The sequence below is a fragment of the Streptomyces sp. NPDC001407 genome (genome assembly GCF_042895325.1).
GTDB lineage: Bacteria > Actinomycetota > Actinomycetes > Streptomycetales > Streptomycetaceae > Streptomyces.
The window spans coordinates 218,868-241,958 of sequence record NZ_JBIAWF010000010.1 but is presented as its reverse complement, the minus strand read 5'-3'; the positions used below and the strand labels follow the sequence as shown (position 1 = coordinate 241,958).

The 23,091-nt window shown below is 71.6% G+C and carries 21 protein-coding genes and 1 other annotated feature; of the genes, 9 read left to right on the top strand and 12 right to left on the bottom strand.

Annotated elements, in window-relative coordinates; genetic code table 11:
* Positions 1-101: 101 nt before the first annotated feature.
* Positions 102-746 carry a DUF4232 domain-containing protein gene (locus ACFY1P_RS16755; RefSeq protein ID WP_361527832.1) on the top strand — a complete coding sequence of 215 codons (645 nt, stop codon included), beginning with the start codon at positions 102-104 and terminating at the stop codon, positions 744-746.
* 31 nt (positions 747-777) lie between these two features.
* Here the strand turns inward: ACFY1P_RS16755 and ACFY1P_RS16750 are convergent, their stop codons facing one another.
* Positions 778-2,595: an NHL domain-containing thioredoxin family protein gene (locus tag ACFY1P_RS16750; protein WP_361527830.1), complete on the bottom strand. Its 1,818-nt coding sequence runs from the start codon at positions 2,593-2,595 to the stop codon at positions 778-780.
* A gap of 611 nt (positions 2,596-3,206) precedes the next feature.
* On the opposite strand from ACFY1P_RS16750, the gene ACFY1P_RS16745 reads away from it, so the two are divergent.
* Both ACFY1P_RS16745 and ACFY1P_RS16740 read left to right on the top strand, forming a co-directional pair.
* Complete coding sequence (locus tag ACFY1P_RS16745) at positions 3,207-3,527, top strand: transposase (RefSeq protein WP_390750974.1); 321 nt, start codon at positions 3,207-3,209, stop codon at positions 3,525-3,527.
* Positions 3,485-3,598, top strand: a sequence feature (AL1L pseudoknot). Its footprint overlaps the gene before it by 43 nt.
* Before the next feature lie 162 nt (positions 3,599-3,760).
* On the top strand, positions 3,761-4,147 hold the full coding sequence (locus tag ACFY1P_RS16740; protein WP_390750973.1) for a hypothetical protein: 387 nt from the start codon (positions 3,761-3,763) through the stop codon (positions 4,145-4,147).
* Here ACFY1P_RS16740 and ACFY1P_RS16735 read toward each other — a convergent pair.
* Positions 4,144-4,923 (bottom strand): carbon-nitrogen family hydrolase, encoded by a 780-nt coding sequence (locus tag ACFY1P_RS16735; protein WP_390750972.1) that lies wholly within the window; start codon positions 4,921-4,923, stop codon positions 4,144-4,146. The two genes, ACFY1P_RS16740 and ACFY1P_RS16735, sit on opposite strands and share 4 nt — an antisense overlap.
* 144 nt (positions 4,924-5,067) lie before the next feature.
* On the opposite strand from ACFY1P_RS16735, the gene ACFY1P_RS16730 reads away from it, so the two are divergent.
* Positions 5,068-5,898 carry a maleylpyruvate isomerase family mycothiol-dependent enzyme gene (locus tag ACFY1P_RS16730; protein WP_361527822.1) on the top strand — a complete coding sequence of 277 codons (831 nt, stop codon included), beginning with the start codon at positions 5,068-5,070 and terminating at the stop codon, positions 5,896-5,898.
* 49 nt (positions 5,899-5,947) lie between these two features.
* Here ACFY1P_RS16730 and ACFY1P_RS16725 read toward each other — a convergent pair whose 3' ends face one another.
* From ACFY1P_RS16725 to pdhA, 6 genes are all read right to left on the bottom strand, one after another.
* Positions 5,948-7,246: an MFS transporter gene (locus tag ACFY1P_RS16725; RefSeq protein WP_361527820.1), complete on the bottom strand. Its 1,299-nt coding sequence runs from the start codon at positions 7,244-7,246 to the stop codon at positions 5,948-5,950.
* Positions 7,243-7,917, bottom strand: a complete 675-nt coding sequence (locus tag ACFY1P_RS16720) for a GntR family transcriptional regulator (RefSeq protein WP_390750971.1) — start codon at positions 7,915-7,917, stop codon at positions 7,243-7,245. The genes ACFY1P_RS16725 and ACFY1P_RS16720 overlap by 4 nt, the downstream gene beginning before the upstream one ends.
* Positions 7,918-8,026: 109 nt before the next feature.
* The gene (locus ACFY1P_RS16715; protein WP_361527816.1) at positions 8,027-8,845 is read right to left on the bottom strand and encodes a helix-turn-helix transcriptional regulator; all 819 of its coding nucleotides are present in this window, start codon (positions 8,843-8,845) and stop codon (positions 8,027-8,029) included.
* 280 nt (positions 8,846-9,125) lie between these two features.
* The gene (locus tag ACFY1P_RS16710; protein ID WP_390750970.1) at positions 9,126-10,574 is read right to left on the bottom strand and encodes a dihydrolipoamide acetyltransferase family protein; all 1,449 of its coding nucleotides are present in this window, start codon (positions 10,572-10,574) and stop codon (positions 9,126-9,128) included.
* Positions 10,575-10,597: 23 nt separating this feature from the next.
* The gene (locus tag ACFY1P_RS16705; RefSeq protein WP_361533707.1) at positions 10,598-11,578 is read right to left on the bottom strand and encodes an alpha-ketoacid dehydrogenase subunit beta; all 981 of its coding nucleotides are present in this window, start codon (positions 11,576-11,578) and stop codon (positions 10,598-10,600) included.
* Positions 11,578-12,732: a pyruvate dehydrogenase (acetyl-transferring) E1 component subunit alpha gene (pdhA, locus tag ACFY1P_RS16700; RefSeq protein WP_361533704.1), complete on the bottom strand. Its 1,155-nt coding sequence runs from the start codon at positions 12,730-12,732 to the stop codon at positions 11,578-11,580. Before pdhA ends, ACFY1P_RS16705 begins: the two co-directional genes overlap by 1 nt.
* Before the next feature lie 362 nt (positions 12,733-13,094).
* Here pdhA and ACFY1P_RS16695 point away from each other — a divergent pair, with 362 nt between their 5' ends.
* From ACFY1P_RS16695 to ACFY1P_RS16685, 3 genes are all read left to right on the top strand, one after another.
* Positions 13,095-13,754 (top strand): response regulator transcription factor, encoded by a 660-nt coding sequence (locus ACFY1P_RS16695; protein WP_361533701.1) that lies wholly within the window; start codon positions 13,095-13,097, stop codon positions 13,752-13,754.
* A gap of 100 nt (positions 13,755-13,854) precedes the next feature.
* Positions 13,855-14,307 carry a pyridoxamine 5'-phosphate oxidase family protein gene (locus tag ACFY1P_RS16690; protein WP_361533698.1) on the top strand — a complete coding sequence of 151 codons (453 nt, stop codon included), beginning with the start codon at positions 13,855-13,857 and terminating at the stop codon, positions 14,305-14,307.
* A gap of 117 nt (positions 14,308-14,424) precedes the next feature.
* A complete protein-coding gene (locus ACFY1P_RS16685) occupies positions 14,425-15,480 on the top strand; it encodes a phosphotransferase (protein WP_361533713.1) in 1,056 nt (351 codons plus the stop codon).
* A 50-nt stretch (positions 15,481-15,530) separates the two neighbouring features.
* On the opposite strand, the gene ACFY1P_RS16680 is transcribed toward ACFY1P_RS16685, so the two are convergent.
* On the bottom strand, positions 15,531-17,159 hold the full coding sequence (locus ACFY1P_RS16680; RefSeq protein ID WP_390750969.1) for a protein kinase: 1,629 nt from the start codon (positions 17,157-17,159) through the stop codon (positions 15,531-15,533).
* Between the two features lie 300 nt (positions 17,160-17,459).
* On the opposite strand from ACFY1P_RS16680, the gene ACFY1P_RS16675 reads away from it, so the two are divergent.
* Positions 17,460-19,145 (top strand): protein kinase, encoded by a 1,686-nt coding sequence (locus tag ACFY1P_RS16675; RefSeq protein WP_361533692.1) that lies wholly within the window; start codon positions 17,460-17,462, stop codon positions 19,143-19,145.
* Between the two features lie 101 nt (positions 19,146-19,246).
* Here the strand turns inward: ACFY1P_RS16675 and ACFY1P_RS16670 are convergent, their stop codons facing one another.
* From ACFY1P_RS16670 to ACFY1P_RS16660, 3 genes are all read right to left on the bottom strand, one after another.
* The gene (locus ACFY1P_RS16670) at positions 19,247-19,807 is read right to left on the bottom strand and encodes a bacterial proteasome activator family protein (protein WP_361523901.1); all 561 of its coding nucleotides are present in this window, start codon (positions 19,805-19,807) and stop codon (positions 19,247-19,249) included.
* A gap of 195 nt (positions 19,808-20,002) precedes the next feature.
* Positions 20,003-20,704 carry a hypothetical protein gene (locus ACFY1P_RS16665; protein ID WP_390750968.1) on the bottom strand — a complete coding sequence of 234 codons (702 nt, stop codon included), beginning with the start codon at positions 20,702-20,704 and terminating at the stop codon, positions 20,003-20,005.
* 217 nt (positions 20,705-20,921) lie between these two features.
* Positions 20,922-21,908: an NAD(P)H-quinone oxidoreductase gene (locus ACFY1P_RS16660; RefSeq protein WP_390750967.1), complete on the bottom strand. Its 987-nt coding sequence runs from the start codon at positions 21,906-21,908 to the stop codon at positions 20,922-20,924.
* Between the two features lie 51 nt (positions 21,909-21,959).
* On the opposite strand from ACFY1P_RS16660, the gene ACFY1P_RS16655 reads away from it, so the two are divergent.
* Positions 21,960-23,084: a potassium channel family protein gene (locus ACFY1P_RS16655; RefSeq protein ID WP_390750966.1), complete on the top strand. Its 1,125-nt coding sequence runs from the start codon at positions 21,960-21,962 to the stop codon at positions 23,082-23,084.
* Positions 23,085-23,091: the final 7 nt, after the last annotated feature.

Genomic DNA, 23,091 nt, shown 5'->3' with positions numbered 1-23,091 from the left:
ACCCAATCCCGAAACGTTAGCGGAGCGTTAGCCGTATGCCAATGCACTGCGGAATGATCCATGCCGTACCGACCGGCCGACATCCCATCGGGGGATCCACCATGACTCGTACCCGCACCCTGCGCCTCGCCGCGGCCGCGCTCACCGCGGCGGCGGCCCTCTCCCTGACCGCCTGCGGCGGCAGCGACGGTTCGGGCGCAAAGACCAGCGGGAAGGCCGACACCTCGGCGGCCGACGGGCAGGGGCAGTCGGCGGACGACTCGGGACAGGCGGACACGGCGCAGGCCGCCACGGCCTCGAAGGACGGCAAGGACGGCGCCAAGGGCACCTGCACGGCCGCGAACGTCAAGGTGGAGGCGAAGGCCGTCCAGACGCCCGTCAACCACCTGCTCCTGGTGGCCACCAACACCTCGAAGAGCCCCTGCCACGCGTACAACTTCCCGTTCGTCCGCTTCGACGCCGACCAGGCGACCGCGGGCGTCGTGGAGGAGAGCCGCCCGCAGGGCGTCATCACGCTGGCGCCGGGCAAGGCGGCCTACGCGGGTGTCATCACCTCGGCCGCGGACGGCTCGGGCGGTGCCGGCCGTGACGCGAAGAAGCTGGGCGTCTCCTTCCAGGGTTCGGACGGCAACGGCAGCGTCGGCGACCAGGCGTCGGTGGACCTGCCCGGAGGCAAGGTCCACGTCGACGACGCGGCGCGCGTCACGTACTGGCAGAAGGGGTCGCCCGAGGCGCTGAAGTGGTAGTCCGGGCCCGCGCCTGAGGTCTCGGTCGGCCTCAGCCGGCCAGGCCCGCCAGCACCAGAGGCAGCCGCGAGGCCCCGCCCTCCGCCACGCGCACGGGAACTCCCCAGTCCTGCTGGTGCATGTGGCACGCCGGGTACTCGTTGTCCGGGTCGTCGTCGCACGAGGCGGCCATCGCCGAGACGTGCAGGACGCCCTCGGTCACGCCGTCCGCCAGGACGAGGTCGCGGCCCAGGTCGGTGCCGGGGCCCGAGCCCTCCGCCAGGAGCTCCGGAGGGGTGGAGCTGACGAGCAGGCGGGTGGACGGGCCGTAGCGGGTGTCGAGCTTCTGTCCGGCCGGGGCCTGGAAGACGACGTCGAGCCGCAGCCGCCCGGGGGCGATCTCGGTGGCGGCGCGCTGCGTGCGGTGGGCGACGGCCTCGACCCGTACGGCCTCCTCGGGCAGCCGCAGCCGCGTCAGGCGGTGCCGGGCGGACTCCACGACCACGATGTCGTCACCGGCGAGCACGGCGTCGGACGGCTCGCGCAGGTCGGTCGCGAGCGTGGTGACCTGGCCGGTGGCCGGGTCGAAGCGGCGCAGCGCGTGGTTGTAGGTGTCGCAGACGGCGACGGAGCCGTCGGGCAGGGCGGTCACGCCCAGGGGGTGCTGGAGGAGGGCCTGCGCGGCGTCGCCGTCGCGGTGGCCGAAGTCGAAGAGGCCGGTGCCGACGGCGGTGCGGACGGCGAAGCCGTCGCCGTCCCGCTCGACCCAGCGCAGGGCGGAGGTCTCGGAGTCGGCGACCCAGAGCCGGTCCTCGGTCGCCGCGAGCCCGGACGGCTGCGCGAACCACGCCTCGGCCGCCGGTCCGTCGACCAGGCCCTCGTTGGTCGTGCCGGCCGCGACCTCGACGGCCTGGGTCTTCGGGTCGTACGTCCACAGCTGGTGGACGCCCGCCATGGCGATCCAGACGCGGCCGGCGAACCAGGCCACGTCCCAGGGGGAGGAGAGGCTGATCTCGGTCGCGGGGCCGGAGGTGGGCTGTCCCTGCATCCACTGCCTGCCCGTCCCGGCGAGGGTCGTGACCGCGCCGGTCTCCGGGTCGTACGCCCGCAGCGCGTGGTTCACGGTGTCGGCGACGACGACCCGGCCGTCGGGCAGCAGCGCGAGCCCCTGCGGTTCGCTGAAGCTCTCCGGCCCGAAGCCGCGTTCGCCGGTGCCGACGCGGCGTACGACGGTCTCGGCGTCGGCGGCGAGCTCCACGAGCTGGTGGCGGGTGGAGTCCGAGACGAGGAAGGTGCCGCCGGGCAGCCGCACGGCCTTGCCGGGGAAGCGGAGGTCGGTGGCCACGGGCTCGGGCGCGACGTACGGCCCGTCACCGCGCCGCAGCGTCCCCTTGGCCCCGTGCTCGGCCTCCAGCTCAGCCACCAGTGCCTCAAGAGCGTGCGCGTGCCCCTCGCCGGCGTGCTGGGCGACGATGTAGCCCTCCGGGTCGATCACGACGAGCGTGGGCCAGGCGCGCACGGCGTACTGCTTCCACGTCGCGAGCTCGGGGTCGTCCAGGACGGGGTGGTGCACCTCGTACCGCTCGACGGCGTCGACCACGGCCTGGTGCTCGGCCTCGTGCACGAACTTCGGCGAGTGCACGCCGATGATCACCACGGTGTCGCGGTGCTTCTCCTCCAGCTCGCGCAGCTCGTCGAGGACGTGCAGGCAGTTCACACAGCAGAACGTCCAAAAATCGAGAATCGCGATGCGTCCTCGCAGGCCGGCGAGGGTCAGGTCGATTCCGCCGGTGTTCAGCCAGCCGCCCTTGCCGATCAGTTCGGGGGCTCGGACCCGGGCGCCGCGGGGAGCGGGGGAAGCAGTGTTCATGGTTCAAGGGTGCCATCCCGGTGTGAACGCGCGATCACAAGAGCTTGGCCTGGCGGACGGTAAGGGGACACGGCACGGACAGTCCGGCCTGTTGCCTTGTTTTCCGCTCCGCCGGCCTGCCGGAGCACCTAGAGTTGACGTGTCCGGAGCCCGGCTCCAGGACAGGGCCGGGGAGCCGCACGAAGGTACGACTCCCCGGGGTTTCGCGAGGAGACCCCCGTCAGGATCCGCTGTGGTGTCCGACCAGCTCGAGGACCAGTCGAGCGATATTGGTCAGGAACGACACCACGGCGAGAAGGATCCCGACCGGGGTCTTTCGCCATCCGCATGGTTGCCGTCGATCAGCTGCCATGCATGTCACCTCCGTGCGTGCGAACGATGGGATACGGCACGGGTGGACAGCGCATGTTCCGCGGACCTCGACAACTCCGCGCTGGAACCCTACGCAGGCGGTCCGGGGGCACATGCCACATCCAGAAGTTCGCCAGGGTTTCGCCAGGGGTCGCAAGGTACCCGCCGCCCAACTGACCGGGGCAGACTGGTTTTTCGTAGGGATTGCAGATTGGAATGAGGCTCACTGGAGACTCCCAAGCCTGGAATGGAGGTTGTCCATGCCCGCTCGCAGGAAATATCCGCCGGAGCTGAAGCGGGAGGCGATGCGCATGGTCCACGACCTGCGCCGCCGCAACGGCACGCCCTACGGCTCGATCTCGGAGGTCTCCCGGGAGCTCGGCATCGGCCGCGAGACGCTCCGCGCGTGGATACGCCAGGGAGAGATCGACTCCGGGATCCGGCCGGGCAGGTCCACCTCGCACGCCCAGCGCGTCAAGGCGCTGGAGAAGGAGCTCGCCGAGGTGAAGCGGGCCAACAAGATCCTGCTGGAGGCAGGGGGTTTTATCGCCCGGGCGCTCGACCCGCGCGCGGAACGCTGACCGCGTTCGTCGACCTCCGCCGGGAGGAGTTCGGGGTCGAGCCGATCTGCCGCACCCTGGGGATCGCCCCGTCCACCTATTACGCGCACAGCGCCCGGCGCGCCTCGAAACGCAAACGTGCCCCCGCGGAGTCCGCACGGCCGGGCGATGCCATCAGGACGCTGGCCGTCGACTACACCCTGCTGGACACCCCGAGGGCCGGCAGCCCCTCCGGGACGCTCTACACGATCTTCGTGCTGGATCTCTCCTCGTCCGCCGTCCTCGCCTGGTGCGTCAAGGACGACCTCCGCCCCGAGTTCGTCTTCGCCGCCCTGGAGCTGGCCCTGGTCACCCCCTTCAGTCACCGGCTCGGCGCGAGCCTCCCGCTCCGGGCGGAGATCCGCTGCACGCACCGGCTCCAGCGGACCGACACGGTGCGCGCCGTCGCCACCGCCGGCGACGTCGCCCTGGAGCGCACGATGCACGCGCACAGCAGTGACTACCGCGAGTTCCTGCGGCAGCACCAGGACGTCCACTCACCGGAGGCGGTGGAGGGGAAGACGTGGGCGTGGGTCTCGCTGCACAACGAGGAGGTGGCCAAGAGGCTGCTGGACCCGGAGCGCCCGGCGGCCGGCCGCTAGCGGCCGAGCACGCGGTCCTTGAGCGCCGGGAAGGACTCCCGCGTCTTCGCGACCTTCGCCATGTCCAGGTCCGCCGTGAGGACTTCCTCGGCCGCCCCGGCCTGGGCCAGCGTCTCGCCCCAGGGGTCGACGATCAGGCTGTGGCCCGCCTGGGGGACGCCCGCGTGGGTGCCCGCCGTGCCGCAGGCGAGGACGTACGACTGGTTCTCCACCGCCCTGGCGCGGGCCAGCAGCGTCCAGTGGTCGCGGCGGCGCTCCGGCCAGCCGGCCGGCACGACGAGGGTCTGGGCACCGGCGTCGACCAGGGCGCGGAAGAGCTCGGGGAAGCGCAGGTCGTAGCAGGTGGCCAGGCCCAGCGTGGTGTCCGGCAGGGGGGCGGTGACGACTTCCGTGCCCGCGCCCATCAGGACCGCCTCGCCCTGGTCGAAGCCGAAGCGGTGGATCTTGCGGTAGGTGCGGACCAGCTCGCCCTCGGGCGAGAAGACCAGGGAGGTGTTGAAGACCGTGCCGGACTCCGTCAGTTCGGCGATCGAACCGGCGTGCAGCCAGACACGCGCGTCGCGCGCGGCCTCGGCCATCGCCGAGGCGGTGGGCCCGTCCAGGGCCTCGGCACCGGTGGCGAAGGACTCGTAGGCGAAGGCCCCGACGTGCCACAGTTCGGGCAGCACCACGAGGTCACTGCCCCGCTGTTCGCGTACGAGCCCGGCCACGCGCGAGCGCCGCGCGCCGGTCGGCTCCGCGTCGGAGACGTCGACCTGGATCAAGGAGACGCGCACGGTACCACCAATCTCAGCGTCCGAAACCACTGCCAGCCTGCCCGTGCGCAGCGTAACTTAACTGCTGAACACCCGAAGAGCACTTGCCCCGCAGCCGACGCAGCACGAGCAGCCAATCCGCGCACGCACCGCCCGAGGGATTCCGTGACCGTCCACCCCAGTCTTCAGCCCGTCATCGACGCCTGGACCCACTCCATCGAAGCGATCCACGAGTTGGTGAGACCGCTCGCCGAGAGCGACTGGAACAGGCCCACCGAGTGCCCCGGGTGGTCGGTGCGCGATGTGGTCTCGCACGTCATCGGCGTGGAAACCGAATTCCTGGGCGAACCACGGCCGATCCACACGCTGCCGCGCGATCTCTACCACGTCACCGACGAGTTCTCGCGCTACATCGAGGTGCAGGTCGACGTGCGGCGCTGTCACACCGCCCTGGAGATGACCTCCGAGCTGGACCTCATCATCCTCCGGCGCTGCCGGCAGCTGCGGAACGAGCACCGGGGCCCGCAGACGCCGGTCCGCTGGCCGCTGGGCTCGGGCAACGACCAGCCGCTCGAACGGGCCCTGACCGTACGGGCCTTCGACGTGTGGACGCACGAGCAGGACCTGCGGCGCGCGCTCGGGATGCCCGGCAACCTCGACTCCCCCGCCGCCGCCATCACCCGTGACTTCCTGCTGGCCGCGCTGCCGAAGGTCGTCGCCAAGGACGCGGCCGCCCCGCCGGGCGCGGCGGTGGTCTTCGACGTGCACGGCCCGCTGGAGTTCCTGCGGACCGTGCGGGTCGACGGCCAGGGCCGGGGGAAGATCGACAGCAGTGTGTCGCTCGGCCCCACGGTGACCCTGGGCATGGACTGGGAGACGTACGCCCGGCTGGCGTGCGGGCGCCTGAAGCCGGACGCGGCGCGGGACCTCGTCAAGGTCGAGGGCGACCCGCGGCTGGCCCGGGCGATCCTGCGGGAGTTCTCGATCACGCCGTGACGCCGACGGTCACGCCGTGATGCCGACGGTCACCCCGTGACGCCGGCGGTCAGACCGGCACGTGCACCGTCTCCACTCTCGACGCCACGGTCCGCTCGTCCTCGCGGCGCTGCGCGCGCGTCCGCAGGCGCAGGATCTGCGACAGCCCCAGCGCCTCCAGGACGAAGACGGAGCAGAACGCGACGCGGTAGTTCTGGCCGGTCGCGTCCAGCAGGAGGCCGACGGCCAGCAGGGTGGTGATCGAGGCGACGAAGCCGCCCATGTTGACGATGCCGGAGGCGGTGCCCTGGCGCTCGGGCGGGTTCGCCGGGCGCGCGAAGTCGAAGCCGATCATCGAGGCGGGGCCGCAGGCGCCGAGGACGACGCACTCCACGATCAGCAGCCACATGGGCGCGTGCGCGGGCCAGACGATGACGGTCGCCCACACCAGGGCGGTCGCCGCGGCCGTGCCGAGCGCGAGCGGCAGCCGGGCGGCGTGGTGGCGGCCGATGATCTGCCCGTAGACCAGCCCGACGGCCATGTTCGACAGCACGACGAGGGTGAGCAGCAGTCCGGCGGTGCCGCGGGAGAGGCCCTGCGCCTCGACCAGGAAGGGCATGCCCCACAGCAGCAGGAAGACCATGGCCGGGAACTGCGTGGTGAAGTGCACCCACATGCCCAGCCGGGTGCCGGGTTCGCGCCAGGCGCGCTGGATCTGCTGCCGTACGAATCCCTTGCCGGAGTGCGGGGCGGCGACCGGTTCGTGGCCCTCGGGGTGGTCCTTGAGGAAGACCAGGAGCAGGACGAGGACGAGCACTCCGGCGGACGCGCTGCCGGCGAAGGTCCGGGTCCAGCCCTCGCTGTGCAGCAGGCGGGCGAGGACGACGGTGGAGACGAGGTTGCCCGCCATCCCGAACAGCGCGGCGACCTGCGCGATCATCGGGCCGCGGCGGGCGGGGAACCAGCGGGCGCCGAGCCGCAGCACGCTGATGAACGTCATGGCGTCGCCGCAGCCGAGCAGGGCGCGGCTGGCGAGGGCCGTCCCGTAGGAGTGGGAGAGCGCGAAGGCGAGCTGTCCGGCGGTGAAGAGGACGACGCCGAGGCCGAGGACCTTCTTGGTGCCCAGCCGGTCGACCATCAGGCCGACGGGTATCTGCATGCCCGCGTAGACGAGCAGTTGGAGTATGGAGAAGGTGGACAGCGCGGAGGCGTTGATGTGGAAGCGCTCGGCGGCGTCGATCCCGGCCACGCCGAGGCTCGTGCGGAAGATGATCGCGACGAAGTAGACGCCGACGCCGAGGCTCCAGACCGCGACGGCGCGACGGCCGCCGGGCGGGTCGCCGGGCAGCGCCGCGGCCGGCTGGCTCATCGGACGTCTCCCTGCGCGAGGTTGCGCACCCAGCTCACGTGCTGGTCGACGACGTCGACGGCGGCGAGGGCGTCGCCCGCGCGCAGGGCTTCGAGGATCTCGCTGTGCTCGGCGTGGTTCTTGGCGATGCGGTCGGGGTGGGCGTGCATGACGGCCACGCCCATCCGCAACTGCCGGTCGCGGAGCTGGTCGTAGAGGCGGGAGAGGATCTGGTTGCCCGCGTTGCGGACGATCTCGGCGTGGAAGGCGCGGTCGCTGACGGAGACGGCGGCCAGGTCGCCCGCGTCCGCCTGGCGCCGCATGTCGTCGAGGAGTTCCTCCAGGCGCTCGATGAGGCGCCGGGGGGCGGGGACGGCCTTGGCGGCGGCGTACTTCTCCACCAGCAGGCGGGTCTCGACGACGTCCGCGATCTCCTGCGCGGACACGGCGAGGACCAGCGCGCCCTTCTTCGGATAGAGCTTGATCAGCCCTTCCGCCTCCAGCCGCAGCAGCGCTTCCCGCACGGGTGTCCGGGACACCCCGACCGCCTCGGCCAGGTCTCCTTCGGTCAGCAGCGTCCCGCCTTCGTAGTGGCGGTGGAGTACGGCGTCCTTGATGTGGGTGTAGACGCGGTCGGCGGCTGGGGGCTGCTTGGTGGGGAGGGGCAGGTCGGCGGCGGGAGCGGTTGGCATGCGCACAGCTTAGATACAACACGTATGCGTGAGGAGGGGGTGTCCGCGATCCGGACGAGGAGGGTGTCCACGGCCGTCCAGGCGATGGGGCGACGGTGCAGGGGGCCGACTAGACGCCCGCCCAGCCGTCCAGGGGCGTGATGAAGACGAAGCGGAGGTCCGGGCGCTGTATCGGCAGCAGCACGTGCGTCGTCACACGGACCTCCGCGTTCCCGTGGTACGGCAGCCGCAGCCGGAAGACGTGCCCGTCGCGGTGCTCGACGACGTCGTGCTCCTCGGCCCAGATCCGGCGGCAGTCCGCGTCCGCGTCGAGGATGTCCGTAACCAGCGCCCGGAGTTCCGCGTTCGCGGGATCGCTGTTGGCGGCGACGCGCAGCATCGCGAGATAGATGCGCGCGCAGCTGTCCTCCCAGTCGAGCATCTGCTCGCGCGCCTCGGGGGCGAGCAGGGCCCAGCGCATGAGATTCGCCCCGGGGCGCTGGGCCCAGGGAAACCATTCGCCCATCAGGGAATTCGTGGCGACGACATTCCAGGCGACGTCGGAGAGATATGCGGGATAGGAAACCTGCTGTTCCAGCAGCGCTTTGACGCCGTTGGGCAATTCTCGCTGGTCCCGGGAGAGTTCGGGCGGGCGGCGGCCGCAGACGGCGAGGAAGAGGGTCAGGGTCTCCGCGTCGCTCAGCCGCAGGGCCTGGGCCACGCGCAGCAGGAAGCTCTCCGAGAAGTCCTGGCGGCGCCCGGCCTCCAGCGCGCGGTACCACCCCTCGCTCACCCCGGTCAGCCTGGCCACATGCGCCTGGGAGAGCCGTCTGCCGGGGGGCGGGAACGTGCCGCGGAGTTCGCGGACGGTGCGGGCGTCGACGCGCGCCCGCCAAGCCCGGAGGAGCCGGCTGATGGATTCGCCGTCCACCCGGTCGACGCCTTCCACGCGCCCTCCAAATCCGACACTGCAAGTGTTGGTCAATGTTAGGTAATTTGCCCAGCACGGGCTATTCCACCCCCTGCCAGGGTGGTGACCCGAGGCCGCTCCGCAGCAGGACGAAGGGCCCGGACGCTGCTCTCTCCTCACTGGAGGGGGGTGAGGAGAGAAGCGTCCGGGCCCTCCGTCTTCCACTGTTCAACGGTTTTCTTTTCAACCGCTTTTGCAGGTGTTCAACCGCGTTTGCCGGTGGGCGGCCGGATTTCCCGCTCGGCCGCCCGGCCGGAAATCAGCCCCAGGTGATGAGGCGCTGCGGATTCTCCAGCACTGCCGCGATGTCGGCGAGCACCTTCGAGCCGAGCTCGCCGTCGACCAGGCGGTGGTCGAAGGAGAGCGCCAGCGTCGTCACGTGGCGCGGCTTGACCTTGCCCTTGTGGACCCACGGCTGGAGCTTGATGGCGCCGAAGGCCAGGATCGCGGCCTCGCCCGGGTTGAGGATGGGCGTGCCGGTGTCGATGCCGAAGACGCCGACGTTGGTGATGGTGACCGTGCCGCCGGACATCGCCGCCGGGCTGGTCTTCCCCTCCCGCGCCGTGGAGACGAGCTCGCTCAGTGCCGCCGACAGCTCGGGCAGGGTCTTGGCGTCCGCGTCCTTGATGTTCGGCACGATCAGGCCGCGCGGCGTGGCCGCCGCGATGCCCAGGTTCACGTAGTGCTTGAGGACGATCTCCTGGTTGTCCTCGTCCCAGGCCGCGTTGACGTCCGGGTTCCGCTTGATCGCCACGAGCAGGGCCTTGGCGACCAGCAGCAGCGGGTTGACCCGCAGCCCGGCCATGTCCGGGTCGTCCTTGAGCTTCTGGACGAGCTTCATCGTGCGGGTCACGTCGACGGTGACGAACTCCGTGACGTGCGGCGCGGTGAAGGCGCTCGCGACCATCGCCTGGGCGGTGGCCTTGCGGACGCCCTTGACCGGGATCCGCGTCTCGCGGGCACCGGTGGCCGGGGCCTGCGCGGCCTCCGTGACCGCCGCCGGCTCCTCCGCGGCCGGGGCGGGCGCGGTGCGCGCGGTGGCGGCGGCGTGTACGTCCTCACGGGTGACGACGCCGTCGGTCCCGGTCGGTACGACGGCCGCCAGGTCGATGCCGAGATCCTTGGCGAGCTTGCGCACGGGCGGCTTGGCCAGCGGGCGGCCGGCGGAGGCGGCCTGGGCGGCCGGCTCGGGCGCTATGGGCGCCGGGGTCGCGGGCGCGGCCACGGGGGCCGCCGCCGGGGCCGTGTGGCCGTTCAGCTCCGCCTGCACGGCGGCCGTCACGGAGGACGGCTGCGCGGCGGCCTTGCGCGGCCGGCGCTTGGTGGACGACGGCGCGGCGCCGTACCCCACGAGCACCGCCTGGCGCTCCGGCGCGGCCGGGGCCTCCGGCTCGGCGGGGGCGGCGGGCGCGGCACTCTCCTCGGCCACCGGCCCGGAACCCGGAGCGGTGTCGACGGAGATGATCACCTGCCCGACGTCGACGGTCGTGCCCTCGGGGAAGCGCAGCTCGTGCACCACGCCGTCGAAGGGGATCGGCAGTTCGACGGCGGCCTTGGCGGTCTCCACCTCACAGACCACCTGGCCGTCGGAGACGGTGTCCCCGACGCCGACATACCACTTGAGGATCTCGGCCTCCGTGAGCCCCTCGCCCACGTCGGGCATCTTGAACTCGCGGAAACGCTGGCCGTTTGCGGTGCTTGCAGTCATGGTCACGACTCTCCTCGAACCCCTCAGTACGCCAGCGCGCGGTCGACGGCGTCGAGCACCCGGTCCAGTCCCGGAAGGTACTCGTCCTCCAGCCGGGACGGCGGGTACGGCGCGTGATATCCGCCGACCCGGAGCACCGGTGCCTCCAGGTGGTAGAAGCAGCGCTCGGTGATCCGCGCGGCGATCTCCGCGCCCGTGCCCAGGAAGACCGGGGCCTCGTGCACGACGACCAGCCGGCGGGTCCGCTCGACGGACGCCTGGATCCCGTCGAAGTCGATGGGCGACATCGACCGGAGGTCCAGGACCTCCAGGGACTTGCCCTCCTCGGCGGCCGCCGAAGCGGCCTCCAGACAGGTCTTCACCATCGGACCGTAGGCGGCGAGGGTGAGGTCCGTGCCGGAGCGCACGGTGCGCGCGGTGTGCAGCGGCCCGGGGATCGCCTCGGTGTCGACCTCGGACTTGTCGTGGTAGCGGCGCTTGGGCTCGAAGTAGATGACCGGGTCGTCGCTCTGGATGGCCTGCTGGAGCATCCAGTAGGCGTCGGAGGCGTTCGACGGGGAGACCACCTTCAGGCCCGCCACGTGCGCGAAGAGCGCCTCGGGCGACTCGCTGTGGTGCTCCACCGCGCCGATCGCGCCGCCGTAGGGGATGCGGATGACGACCGGCAGCTTGATCTTGCCGAGCGCGCGGGCGTGCATCTTGGCGAGCTGGGTGACGATCTGGTCGTACGCGGGGAACACGAAACCGTCGAACTGGATCTCCACAACCGGGCGGTAGCCGCGCAGGGCCAGGCCGATCGCGGTGCCCACGATGCCGGACTCGGCGAGCGGGGTGTCGATGACACGGTCCTCGCCGAAGTCCTTCTGCAGGCCGTCGGTGACGCGGAAGACGCCGCCGAGCTTGCCGACGTCCTCGCCCATGACCAGGACCTTGGGGTCGGCTTCCAGGGCGGTGCGCAGGGAGGCGTTGATCGCCTTGACGATCGAGAGCTTCTCGGCGGACATCAGTGGCTCTCCTCGGCGAACGAAGCCTGGTAGGCGGCGAACTGGGCGCGCTCCTCGTCGACCAGCGCGTGGCCGTCGGCGTAGATGTTCTCGAAGATCGCCATGTTGTCGGGGTCCGGCATCGTCCGGACGACGTCGCGCACCCGCTTGGCGAGCGCGTCGGACTCGGTCTCCAGGGCGGCGAAGAACGCCTCGTCGGCGTGGCCCTCGCGGTCCAGGTACGTCCGCAGGCGCAGGATCGGGTCCTTCGCCTCCCACAGCTCGCGCTCCTCGTCCCGGCGGTACTTCGTCGGGTCGTCGGAGGTGGTGTGGGCGCCCATGCGGTAGGTGAACGCCTCGACCAGCGTGGGTCCCTCGCCGGTGCGGGCGCGCTCCAGGGCGGCCTTGGTGACGGCGAGGACGGCGAGGACGTCGTTGCCGTCGACCCGTACGCCCGGGAAGCCGTAGCCCTGCGCGCGCTGGTAGAGCGGGACGCGCGTCTGCTTCTCGGTGGGCTCGGAGATGGCCCACTGGTTGTTCTGGCAGAAGAAGACGACGGGGGCGTTGTAGACGGCCGAGAAGGTGAACGCCTCGGCCACGTCGCCCTGGCTGGACGCGCCGTCGCCGAAGTAGGCGATCACGGCGGAGTCCACGCCGTCCTTGGCCACCCCCATGGCGTAACCGGTCGCGTGCAGTGCCTGCGAGCCGATGACGATCGTGTAGAGGTGGAAGTTGTTCTCGTTGGGGTCCCAGCCGCCGTGGTTCACACCGCGGAACATGCCGAGCAGGTTGGTGGGGTCGACCCCGCGGCACCAGGCGACGCCGTGCTCGCGGTAGGTCGGGAAGACGTAGTCGTCGGGGCGGGTGGCCCGGCCGGAGCCGATCTGGGCGGCCTCCTGGCCCAGCAGCGAGGCCCACAGGCCCAGTTCGCCCTGGCGCTGGAGGGTGGTCGCCTCGGCGTCGAACCGGCGCGTCAGCACCATGTCCCGGTACAGGCCGCGCAGTTCCTCGGGCGTCAGGTCGATGGAGTAGTCGGGGTGCTCGACCCGCTCGCCCTCCGGCGTCAGCAGCTGTACGAGCTCGGGCTCGCCGGCCCGCGCCGCACCGGCCTTGGCGCCGGCGCGCTTGCTGCTGCCCCGGCGCGGCTTGCGCGCGGCAGTGCTGTCCACAGTCACGTGTGCTCCTCCGTCTGTCCGGCCCCCGGGGTCGCCGGTGGCCGGAAGGGGTCCCCCCGCCGTGAGGCAGGGGAATGCTCGCCCGGTCCACGACGGCACACGGGGTGGGTGTGCCGAGGCCGGAACCGGGCGTGACAGGCGCCCCGGCGAATGGCCTGCAATAAGCACGTTACCCAGAAGGCCGCATTCCTGCGAAACCCCGCCTGACCTGCAATTTTGCTTGGATTTCCAAGTAAATCGAGAAAGCGGGACAACGCTCCTGGTCACGTCCTTGTGAGCACAGCCCTGCGGACTGCCGGAACGACCGCACGTTATCCCGGAGGACAAGAGCAGGGGAAGAGTTGGTGTGTGAGACTGTGACTGTGCCCGAACAACGAAAAATCACGGTATTTCTGCTCGATGACCATGAAGTGGTCCGCCGCGGGGTGCACGAGATGCTCTCCGTGGAGGAGGACATCGAGGTCGTGGGCGAGGCCGGAACGGCCGCGGACGCCTTGGTGCGCATTCCCGCGACCAGGCCGGATGTCGCCGTTCTGGACGTTCGCCTTCCGGATGGCAGCGGAGTGGAAGTCTGCCGGGAAATCCGTTCTCAGGACCAGAACATCAAATGCCTGATGCTCACCTCCTTCGCGGATGACGAGGCACTCTTCGACGCCATCATGGCGGGGGCTTCCGGTTACGTACTGAAGGCGATCCGTGGCAATGAGCTGCTGTCGGCCGTGCGGGACGTGGCGGCCGGGAAATCCCTGCTCGACCCGGTGGCGACCGCGCGGGTGCTGGAGCGGCTGCGCGACGGCAAGGACCCCAAGGGCGACGACCGGATGGCGAGCCTGACCGACCAGGAGCGCCGCATCCTCGACCTGATCGGCGAGGGGATGACCAACCGCGCCATCGGCGAGCGGCTGCACCTGGCCGAGAAGACCATCAAGAACTACGTCTCCAGCCTGCTGTCCAAGCTGGGCATGGAGCGGCGCTCCCAGGCGGCCGCCTATGTGGCCCGCATGCAGGCCCAGAAGCGCTGACACGGCCGGTTCCCCGTTTCCCCCTTTTCGGGACCAACGTCCCAGGTCCCAGGGCCGGGTGCCCCTAGGGACGAGTGACACCACCGGGCACAGTGGTGCCATGCTCAACGCGCCTCCCGGGCCCACCGACGAATTCGACGAATACCGCGCGCTCGAACTGCTCGCCCGCATGCCCTACGGCAGGCTGTCCGTGAGCATGCGCGCGCTGCCTTTCGTCACCGTGGCCCGGCACATCGTCTCCGGCCGCTCGGTCGTGCTGCGGATGCACGCGGGCTTCGGCTACGCGCAGGCGTGCGACGGCAACGTGGTCGCGTACGGCGCCGACAACCTCAGCAACCGCCGGGAGGGCGACGAGGACGTCCGGACCGTGCAATTCGTGGGCACGGCGCGGCTCTTCACTCCGTCGGCCGCCGAGCTGGAGCTCTTCGGCCGGGCGCCGCGCACCGCGGACGACGCGCCCTTCGTTCCCGAATACCTGTGCATCGAACCGCAGTTCATCACGCTGCATCGCCTCGAAGGCGTCCCCGCGCGACAGGTCGCGCACTTCGCCTGATCTAACATTTGGAGCGTGCCGCGCTCACTTGTCTCCCCGCTCGTCGCCACCACTGTTCACAGCGGGACCGGCCGGGACGGCGGACTCCAAGCACCGGGCAGCGGCACGCTGCACGCCCTGCTGCGGCGGTACGGCAACGCCGGCACGCCGCTGGCCTGCGTCCCGCTGACCGAGGGCCTGCTCAACCGCGGCTACCGCCTCACCACCACGCGCGGGGCCTTCTTCCTCAAGCACCACCTCGACGGCGACCACGCGGCCATCGCCCGCCAGCACCGCGTCACCCTGCGGCTGGCCGCCCTGGGCCTGCCCGTCGCCCCGCCGGTCGCCGACGCCGACGGCTCCACCGTGACGGTCCTCGGCGGCCGCTGCTACGCCCTGCACCCCTGGGTCGAGGGCCGCCACCACGACGGCGGCGAGCTGACCCGCGCGCAGTCCCGCCGCCTGGGCACGCTCCTGGGCCAGGTCCACACCTGCCTGGCGAAGGTCTGCCCGCAGGAGCCCCCCGATTCTCCGGGCGGCGCCGAGAAGGGCCCTGGAGGCCCTTCTGCGGGCCCAGGAGGACCGGGGCGGGACCCAGGAGCCCCGCGAGCCTCCGAGGGGCCGCAGGACGCCGCGGCGGACCCCCAGGACACCTACGCCCTCATCGAGGAGCTCCTCGTGCTCGTGCGGCGCGGCCCCCGGGACTCCTTCGACGAGCTCGCCGAGCACCGCCTCGTCGAACGCCGCGCCCTGCTGGAGCGGCACGCGCACCGCCGCCCCGCCGCCGCCCCCGCCCGCGGGTGGGTGCACGGCGACTTCCACCCGCTCAACCTCCTCTACCGGGGCGGCGAGCCCGCGGCGATCATCGATTGGGACCGCCTGGGCGTCCAGCCCCGCGCCGAGGAGGCCGTACGGGCCGCGGTGATCTTCTTCCTGCGGCCCGACGGCACGCTGGACCTCGCGAAAATACGCCCCTACGCGCGCGCCTACCGACGCGCGTGCGGCGCCGGTGCGGCCGAACTGGCGGCGGCGGTGCACCGGGTGTGGTGGGAGCGGCTCAACGACTTCTGGATGCTTCGCTGGCGCTATCAGCTGGGCGACCACCGCGCCGACCCCGGCTTCCCCGCGTCCGCGGCGCTGGCCGTGTGGTGGACGCGGGCGTACGGCTCCGTGCGCGACGCCTTCACGGACTGAGCCCGCCTCCCGGTGCGGGAGGCGGGCTCAGGTGTCCGTGTGCCGTGCGGTCAGCCGCCCAGGGCGCCCTGGACGGTGTTGCCGGTGGTCGTACCCGGCGGTGTCGGGTGCTCGGTCGGCGGCTTCGGGTCGTCCGTCGGCGGCTTGTTCGTCGGGTTGGTGTCCCCCGTCGGGCCGGTCGTGGGGCCGTCCGTCGGGTTGTCCGTCGGGCCCTTCGAGTGGTGGCCACGGGACGGTGCGGTGGACGGCTCGTCGTTCCCGCTGCCGCCCGTCTGGTCGGTGTCCCGGCTGTGACCGCCGGGGTAGTCCCCACCGGGCTGCTGGCTGTGCGGCCGCTGGCTGGGCGACTCCGCCGTGGACGGCGTGCCGGGGGACGACGGACCGGTCGACGTCTTGTCGGTCGTCTTGTGGTTGTCGGCGCCGGTGGACTTGGTCTGGTTCAGCGCGTAGACCACGCCCGCCGCTATGGCGAGCACCGCGAGCACGGCGACCAGCACCATCTTGCCCTTGCCGCCACCGCCGTTGCCGCGACCGCGGCCGCCGTGACCGCCGTTGTAGCCGTCGAAGCCGCCGTCGTCGCCGTTGCGGGACGGGATGAGCGGCTGCTGCGAGGTGTCACCGTGCAGCGGGTGCGGCATGGCGGTGGTGCCCGCCATGCCGCCGCCCATGCCGCCACCCATGCCGAGGGCCTGTGTGGCGGCGGTGGCGTGCGCGACCGGTCCGGTGTCCCAGGAGCCCGTGTGGGCACCCGCGTCGTGCAGCATCTGGAGCGCGTACTGCACCAGCCCGCGCATCTCCTCCGCGCTCTGGAACCGGTCGTCCGGGTCCTTCGCGAGGGAGCGCATGACCAGCCCGTCGAGCTCCGGCGGCACGCTGCCGAGGACCTGCGAGGGCGGCACGGGGGTGTCCTGCACGTGCTGGTAGACCACCGACAGCGGGGTCTCGCCGGTGAACGGCGGGCGGAGCGCCAGCAGTTCGTACAGCAGACAGCCGGTGGCGTAGAGGTCCGAGCGCGCGTCGACCGTCTTGCCGAGCGCCTGCTCGGGCGAGAGGTACTGCGGGGTGCCCATGACCATGCCGGTCTGCGTCATGGTGGACGCCGCGCCGTGCAGGGCGCGGGCGATGCCGAAGTCCATGACCTTGACGGCGCCGTTGTTGGTGATGATCACGTTGGCGGGCTTGATGTCACGGTGCACGATGCCGTGCTGGTGGCTGTAGGCCAGCGCCTCCAGCACACCCGAGACGATGATCAGCGCCTGCTCGGGCGGCGGGGCCTCGGCGTTCAGCAACAGGTCGCGAATAGTGCGGCCTTCAACCAACTCCATGACGATGTACGGCACGACGTTGCGGCCGACGGTGTCCTCGCCGGAGTCGTAGACCGCGACCACCGCGTGGTGGTTGAGCCCGGCGACGGACTGTGCCTCGCGGGTGAAGCGCGCCTTCGAGACCGGGTCCTCGGCGAGGTCGGCGCGGAGCAGCTTCACCGCGACCGTGCGGCCGAGACGTACGTCCTCGGCGGCGAACACCTCTGCCATGCCACCGCGCCCGAGCCGGTGGGTCAGGCGGTAGCGGCCGTCACCGACCAGCCCGCCGTTACCCCACATTTCAGGCACATCGGGCATACCGCCCCCGTTGGCGTCAGGGTCGGATGGACCCTGGGCGCTCTGCGTCTGTGCCATCAGTCCTCGCCGTCGTGTCTGGCCGCTGCGCGTGGGAAGGCGCTGCGCGGGGAAAACGGTCTTCCGCTAAGGCACGCTACAGGCTCCGGGCCGCGCGCCGGTCCGGGATGGACGCGCTATCAAACCCGTACGGGCCTGAGCAAGGCAAATCTCGTGACGGCTTGTCGCTCATCCCGTCACGGAACGGGCACGCGGCTTGACGTGCCCGCGCCCTCGGGCAGACTTGGCCGAGATATATCGACGGCCGGGCCCGGTCCGGACCAGTACAGCAGGCAGTGCGCCCAAGGGGGAAGTGGAACGATGAGCCAGGACGGCGCACAAGGCCGCTATGCGGGCCGGTCGGTCGGCGGTGGCCGGTATCAGCTGCGCGACCTCCTCGGCGAGGGCGGCATGGCCTCCGTGCACCTGGCCTACGACAGCGTGCTGGACCGCCAGGTCGCCATCAAGACCCTGCACACGGAGCTCGGGCGCGAGGCGTCCTTCCGCGAGCGCTTCCGCCGCGAGGCCCAGGCCGTCGCCAAGCTCACACACACCAACATCGTCTCGGTGTTCGACACGGGCGAGGACGACCTCGACGGGTCGACCATGCCGTACATCGTCATGGAGTACGTCGAGGGCCAGCCGCTGCGCTCCGTGCTCGACACCGACGTCCGGCAGTACGGCGCGATGCCCACCGAGAAGGCGCTGAAGATCACCGCCGATGTGCTGGCCGCCCTCGAGGTCAGCCACGAAATGGGCCTGGTCCACCGCGACATCAAGCCCGGCAACGTGATGATGACCAAGCGCAACGTGGTCAAGGTCATGGACTTCGGCATCGCGCGCGCCATGCAGTCCGGCGTCACCTCCATGACGCAGACCGGCATGGTCGTGGGCACCCCGCAGTACCTCTCGCCCGAGCAGGCGCTCGGCCGCGGCGTGGACGCCCGTTCCGACCTCTATTCGGTCGGCATCATGCTCTTCGAGCTGCTGACCGGGCGGCTGCCCTTCGACGCGGACTCCCCGCTGGCCATCGCGTACGCGCACGTCCAGGAGGAGCCGGTCGCGCCGTCCACGATCAACCGCTCGGTCCCGCCGGCCGTCGACGCGCTCGTCGCCCGCGCGCTGAAGAAGAACCCGAACGAGCGCTTCCCGAGCGCCGAGTCCATGCGCGACGAGTGCGCGCGCGTGGTGGGCACCGCCCAGTCCGCGGCCTCGCCGGTGATCATCGCGGGCGGGGTGCCACCCCGCAGCGGCGCGGGCGTGGGCTCCGCGGTCTTCCCGCCGGTCGACCAGGCACAGGCGCCGGGCCCGCAGGGCGTCCAGATGCCGTACCAGCCGCCCGCCCAGAGCCCGTACAACGGCGGCTACGGCCCCTCCACGCCCCCGCCGGGCCCCCCGGGATACCCGACCCCCGCCCAGTCCTTCCAGGGCGGCCAGAGCGGCCCGGGGACCCCTCCGCCGTACGCGACGCCGGCCCCGATGCCGGGCAACGGCGGCGGCAAGAGCAACAAGCCGGTGCTCATCGGCTCCGCCGTCGTCGCGGTGCTCGCGGTCATCGGTGTGATCGCGGCGATCTCGCTGAACGGCGGCGGCGGTGACTCCGGCAACAAGGCGAAGGAGTCCCAGTCCGCCGCCCCGGTGGCCGGCTCCGGCGGCGGGTCCGCCGGGGGGTCGACCTCGGGCGGCGGCACCGGTGGCTCGCAGTCGCAGCACAAAGAGGGCGACAAGACGAAGACCATCGACAAGCAGAAGTGCACCAACGCCTACGACTACTACAGCGACAAGACGAAGAAGACCGCGCCCAACTTCAGCTACTTCTACGTCGACTCGGTCAAGGCGTGCCTCCAGGCAGCGGGCTGGAAGTACCGCGTCGACGTGCAGCCCGAGAACACCTGGGGCAAGGGGACGGTGCTCAGCCAGACACCCAAGGAGGGCGACCCCTTCGACCCGAAGTCGCCGAGCGACGAGTTCGTGCTGACCGTGTCGACGGGCGACCCGGCCTCGTAAGGGCCACAGCGCCGCCCGGTACGCGTGTGCCCGGTACGTCCTCGGGGGACGTACCGGGCACACGCGCGTCCGTGCCGCTGACCGGCCGGAGGGACGACGGACTAGAGATACGGGCCGGAGCGCGCGCCGCCGTGCTGGTGGCCGCCCTCCTCGTCGTCCCCCAGGACGCCGGGCGGGAGCGCCCTGCGCATCTGCTCCAACTGCGCCCGTGCCGCCATCTGCTGGGCGAACAGCGTGGTCTGGATGCCGTGGAAGAGCCCCTCCAGCCAGCCGACCAACTGTGCCTGCGCGATCCGCAGTTCGGCCTCGGTGGGGATCGTCTCCTCGGTGAAGGGGAGCGACAGGCGCTCCAGCTCCTCCACCAGCTCGGGCGCGAGGCCGTCCTCCAACTCCTTGACGGAGCTGTGGTGGATCTCCTTGAGGCGCACACGGCTCGCCTCGTCCAGAGGAGCGGCCCGGACCTCCTCCAGCAGTTGCTTGATCATGCTGCCGATGCGCATGACCTTGGCGGGCTGTTCGACCATCTCCGTCACCGGGACCTCGCGCGACTCGTCGTCACCCTCCCCGCCGCCGGGGCTGGCGCTGCCGAGAGCCATGCCGTCCGGGCCTACGACCAGGACCTGCGGGCTCTCTTGCGACCGTTCGTTCCTCGGCATATCCATGCCGCCATTCTCTCGCACAGGTGATTTCCCCCTGTTGATGCCCCCGTACACGCCTGATCCACCGTGCCACACGCCCCGCCGCGCGCCCCTGCTTCACTCCGCGCGCCGTCCGGCCTTTTCGCCCCGCCTCGGCCGAATCCGCGCGAGCGTGGCCGGGGAACGCCACGCGTCCCGCCCTCTGCCCAGGCCACACCCTCAGCCGGTCCGCCGCAACCTCAGCGCGATGAAGCCCAGTCCCAGGCCGGTGAGCATCATCCCTGTCCCCAGCGGCAGTACGCGCATGACGCGGTCCTCGTAGGCGGCCTGTTCGCCGCCTCGCCCGTCCGCCCCGGAACCCCGCCCGTCTTCCGGCACCGGACGCGTGCCCGGATGCCGGGGACGCGCCGCGTCCGCCCGTCCACCCGTCCGCTGCGTCGCGGACGGGGACCCGCCAGGCACGGGCTCGGCGGACGCCGTCTCGTCGTCCGCCTCGGATTCCGCGTCGTCCGAGGGCTCCTCGGAGGGGACCGGATCGGTGGCCCGCCCCGGGTGCGTACGTCCCTCACCGGCGGCGTTGCCGGCGAGCCGGCCGTCACCGCCCGGCGGGGCGGGCGTGGGGCCGGAGGGGTAGGCGAACGGCGGTGAGGGCACGAGGTTCGCCCTGCTGTGCGGTGCCTTCGCGGGCGCCTTGGGCGACACTCCGGCCACGCCGCGCGGTGCCCGTCCGGTGGACGACGGCGCGGCGGGCGGCAGGGAGGGGGCGGCGGAGGGAAGGGCCGTGGGTGCGGCGAAGGGGCGTACGGGCGGTGGCGGGGCGGGGCGTCCGGCGCACTGCGCGCCGGGCGCGGCCGTTATGAGCGCCGCGACGACCACCGCTGCCGAGGCGGCGCGGGAGGCCGCCCGTATTCCACCGTTCACGCCGCCGCCCTCCGCCCGAACCGCCGGCCCCCACGCCAACAGCCTCACCCTCACACGCACTCCGCCGTCCGGCGCGTACGAGCGGCCGATCGGGTGACGGTGACGAACGGGCAGGCGGCGGGCGGGCAGCGGGGGAAGGCAGGCGCGGATCATGCGCGAGCGGCATGTTTGCCGCCGCCCTCGCGCTTAATGCCGACGGCTCAGGTGTCGGTGGTCATCAGCGGTCATCAGTGGTCAGCAGCACCTTGCCGACGTGCGAGCTCTCCTCCAGGACGCGGTGGGCCTCCGCGGCTTCCCTGAGCGGCATCGTGCGGTCGACCACGGGCCGTACGCGCCCTCCGGCGATCAGCGGCCAGACGTGCTCCCGTACGGCCGCCACGATCGTCGCCTTCTCCGCGAGCGGACGGCCCCGCAGCGAGGTGCCCATCACGGCGGCGCGCTTGGTGAGCAGCGTGCCGAGGTCCAACTCGGCCTTGCGGCCGCCCTGGAGGCCGATGATGACGAGCCGTCCGTTGACGGCGAGGGCGTCCACGTTGCGCGCGAGGTACTTCGCCCCGACGATGTCGAGGATGACGTCCGCGCCGACGCCGCCGGTGACCTTCGCGAGCTCCTCGACGAAGTCCTGCTCGCGGTAGTCGATGAGGATGTCCGCGCCCAGCTCCCGGCAGCGTTCCAGCTTGTCCCGGCTGCCCGCGGTGACGGCGACGCGCGCGCCGACGGCCTTCGCCAGCTGCACCGCCATCGTCCCGATGCCGCTGCCGCCGCCGTGGACGAGCAGGGTCTCGCCGGGGCGCAGGTGCGCGACCATGAAGACGTTGGACCAGACGGTGGCCGTCACCTCGGGCAGACCGGCCGCGGTGACGAGGTCCAGGCCCTCGGGCACGGGCAGCAGCTGACCGACCGGCACACAGACCTTCTCGGCGTAACCGCCGCCCGCCAGCAGCGCGCAGACCTCGTCGCCGACCGCCCAGCCGCTCACCCCGGGGCCGAGGGCGGCGATCCGGCCGGAGCACTCCAGGCCGGGGTAGGGAGAGGCGCCGGGCGGCGGGTCGTAGAAGCCCTGCCGCTGCACGACGTCGGCGCGGTTGACGGCACTGGCCACGACGTCGACCAGGACCTCTCCGCTGCCGGGGACGGGATCGGGGACCTCGGCCCAGACGAGGGCCTCCGGCCCGCCGGGCTGGGGAATGGTGATCGCATGCATGCTCGCGAGGCTACTCCCGGGTCCCCCCGCCGATCCCGGAACATGGGGCCCATGGCAACAAACCCGCAGCGCCCGGACTCCTGGAAGCCGCCCACCCGGCTCTCGCTCTTCCGCTCGCTCTGGCACCGCACCCGCGGCGAGGCCGAGGACGACGCGGAGGCCGGGCGTTCCATCGTGATGCCCGTCCAGAACGTGGCGGCCCCGCTGCGCCAGGTGCTGCGCCGGCTGATCATGGCGCTGCTGGTGCTCGGTGTCACGACGCTGCTGGTCTATGCCGACCGCGAGGGCTATCACGACAACGCGGACGGCGCGGTCGGCTTCCTGGACTCCGCCTACTACGCGACCGTCACCCTCTCGACGACGGGCTACGGCGACATCACGCCCGTGAGCGACGGGGCGCGGCTGACGAATATCTTCGTGGTCACGCCGTTGCGTGTGTTGTTCCTGATCATCTTGGTCGGTACGACCCTGGAAGTCTTGACCGAACGGACGCGCCGGCAAGTGCGCATCCACCGCTGGAGGTCGCGGATGCGAGATCACACCGTCGTCGTCGGATACGGCACCAAGGGCCGTCACGCGATCGAGACCCTGATCGGCCAGGGCAAGCCGAAGGACAAGATCGTGGTGGTCGACCCGCAGAAGAAGGTCGTGGACGCGGCCTCCAGCGACGGCCTGGTGGGCGTCCTGGGCGACGCCACCCGCTCCGACACCCTCCAGCGCGCCGAGCTGACACGGGCCGCGCAGGTGGTGATCTGCACCGAGCGGGACGACACCGCGGCCCTGGTGACGCTGACGGCGCGGCAGCTCAACAAGCGGGCCACGATCGTGGTGGCCGTCCGGGAGGACGAGAACGTGCCGCTGCTGCGGCAGAGCGGCGCCAACACCGTCGTGACCAGTTCCAGCTCGGCGGGCCGGCTGCTCGGCATGTCGATGGTGAGCCCGAACGTCGGCACGGTCCTGGAGGACCTCCTGACGTACGGCAACGGCCTGGACGTCGTCGAGCGCCCGGTCACCAAGCACGAAGCGGGCAATTCGCCACGCGACTGCGAGGACTTGGTGGTGGCGGTCGTACGCGGCCACCGGCTCCTGCACTTCACCGACCCGGAGGCGGCGACGCTCCACCTCGCCGACCGGGTGATCACCATCCAGTCCCCGGTGGGCAGCGAGGCGGGCTGAGTTCCGG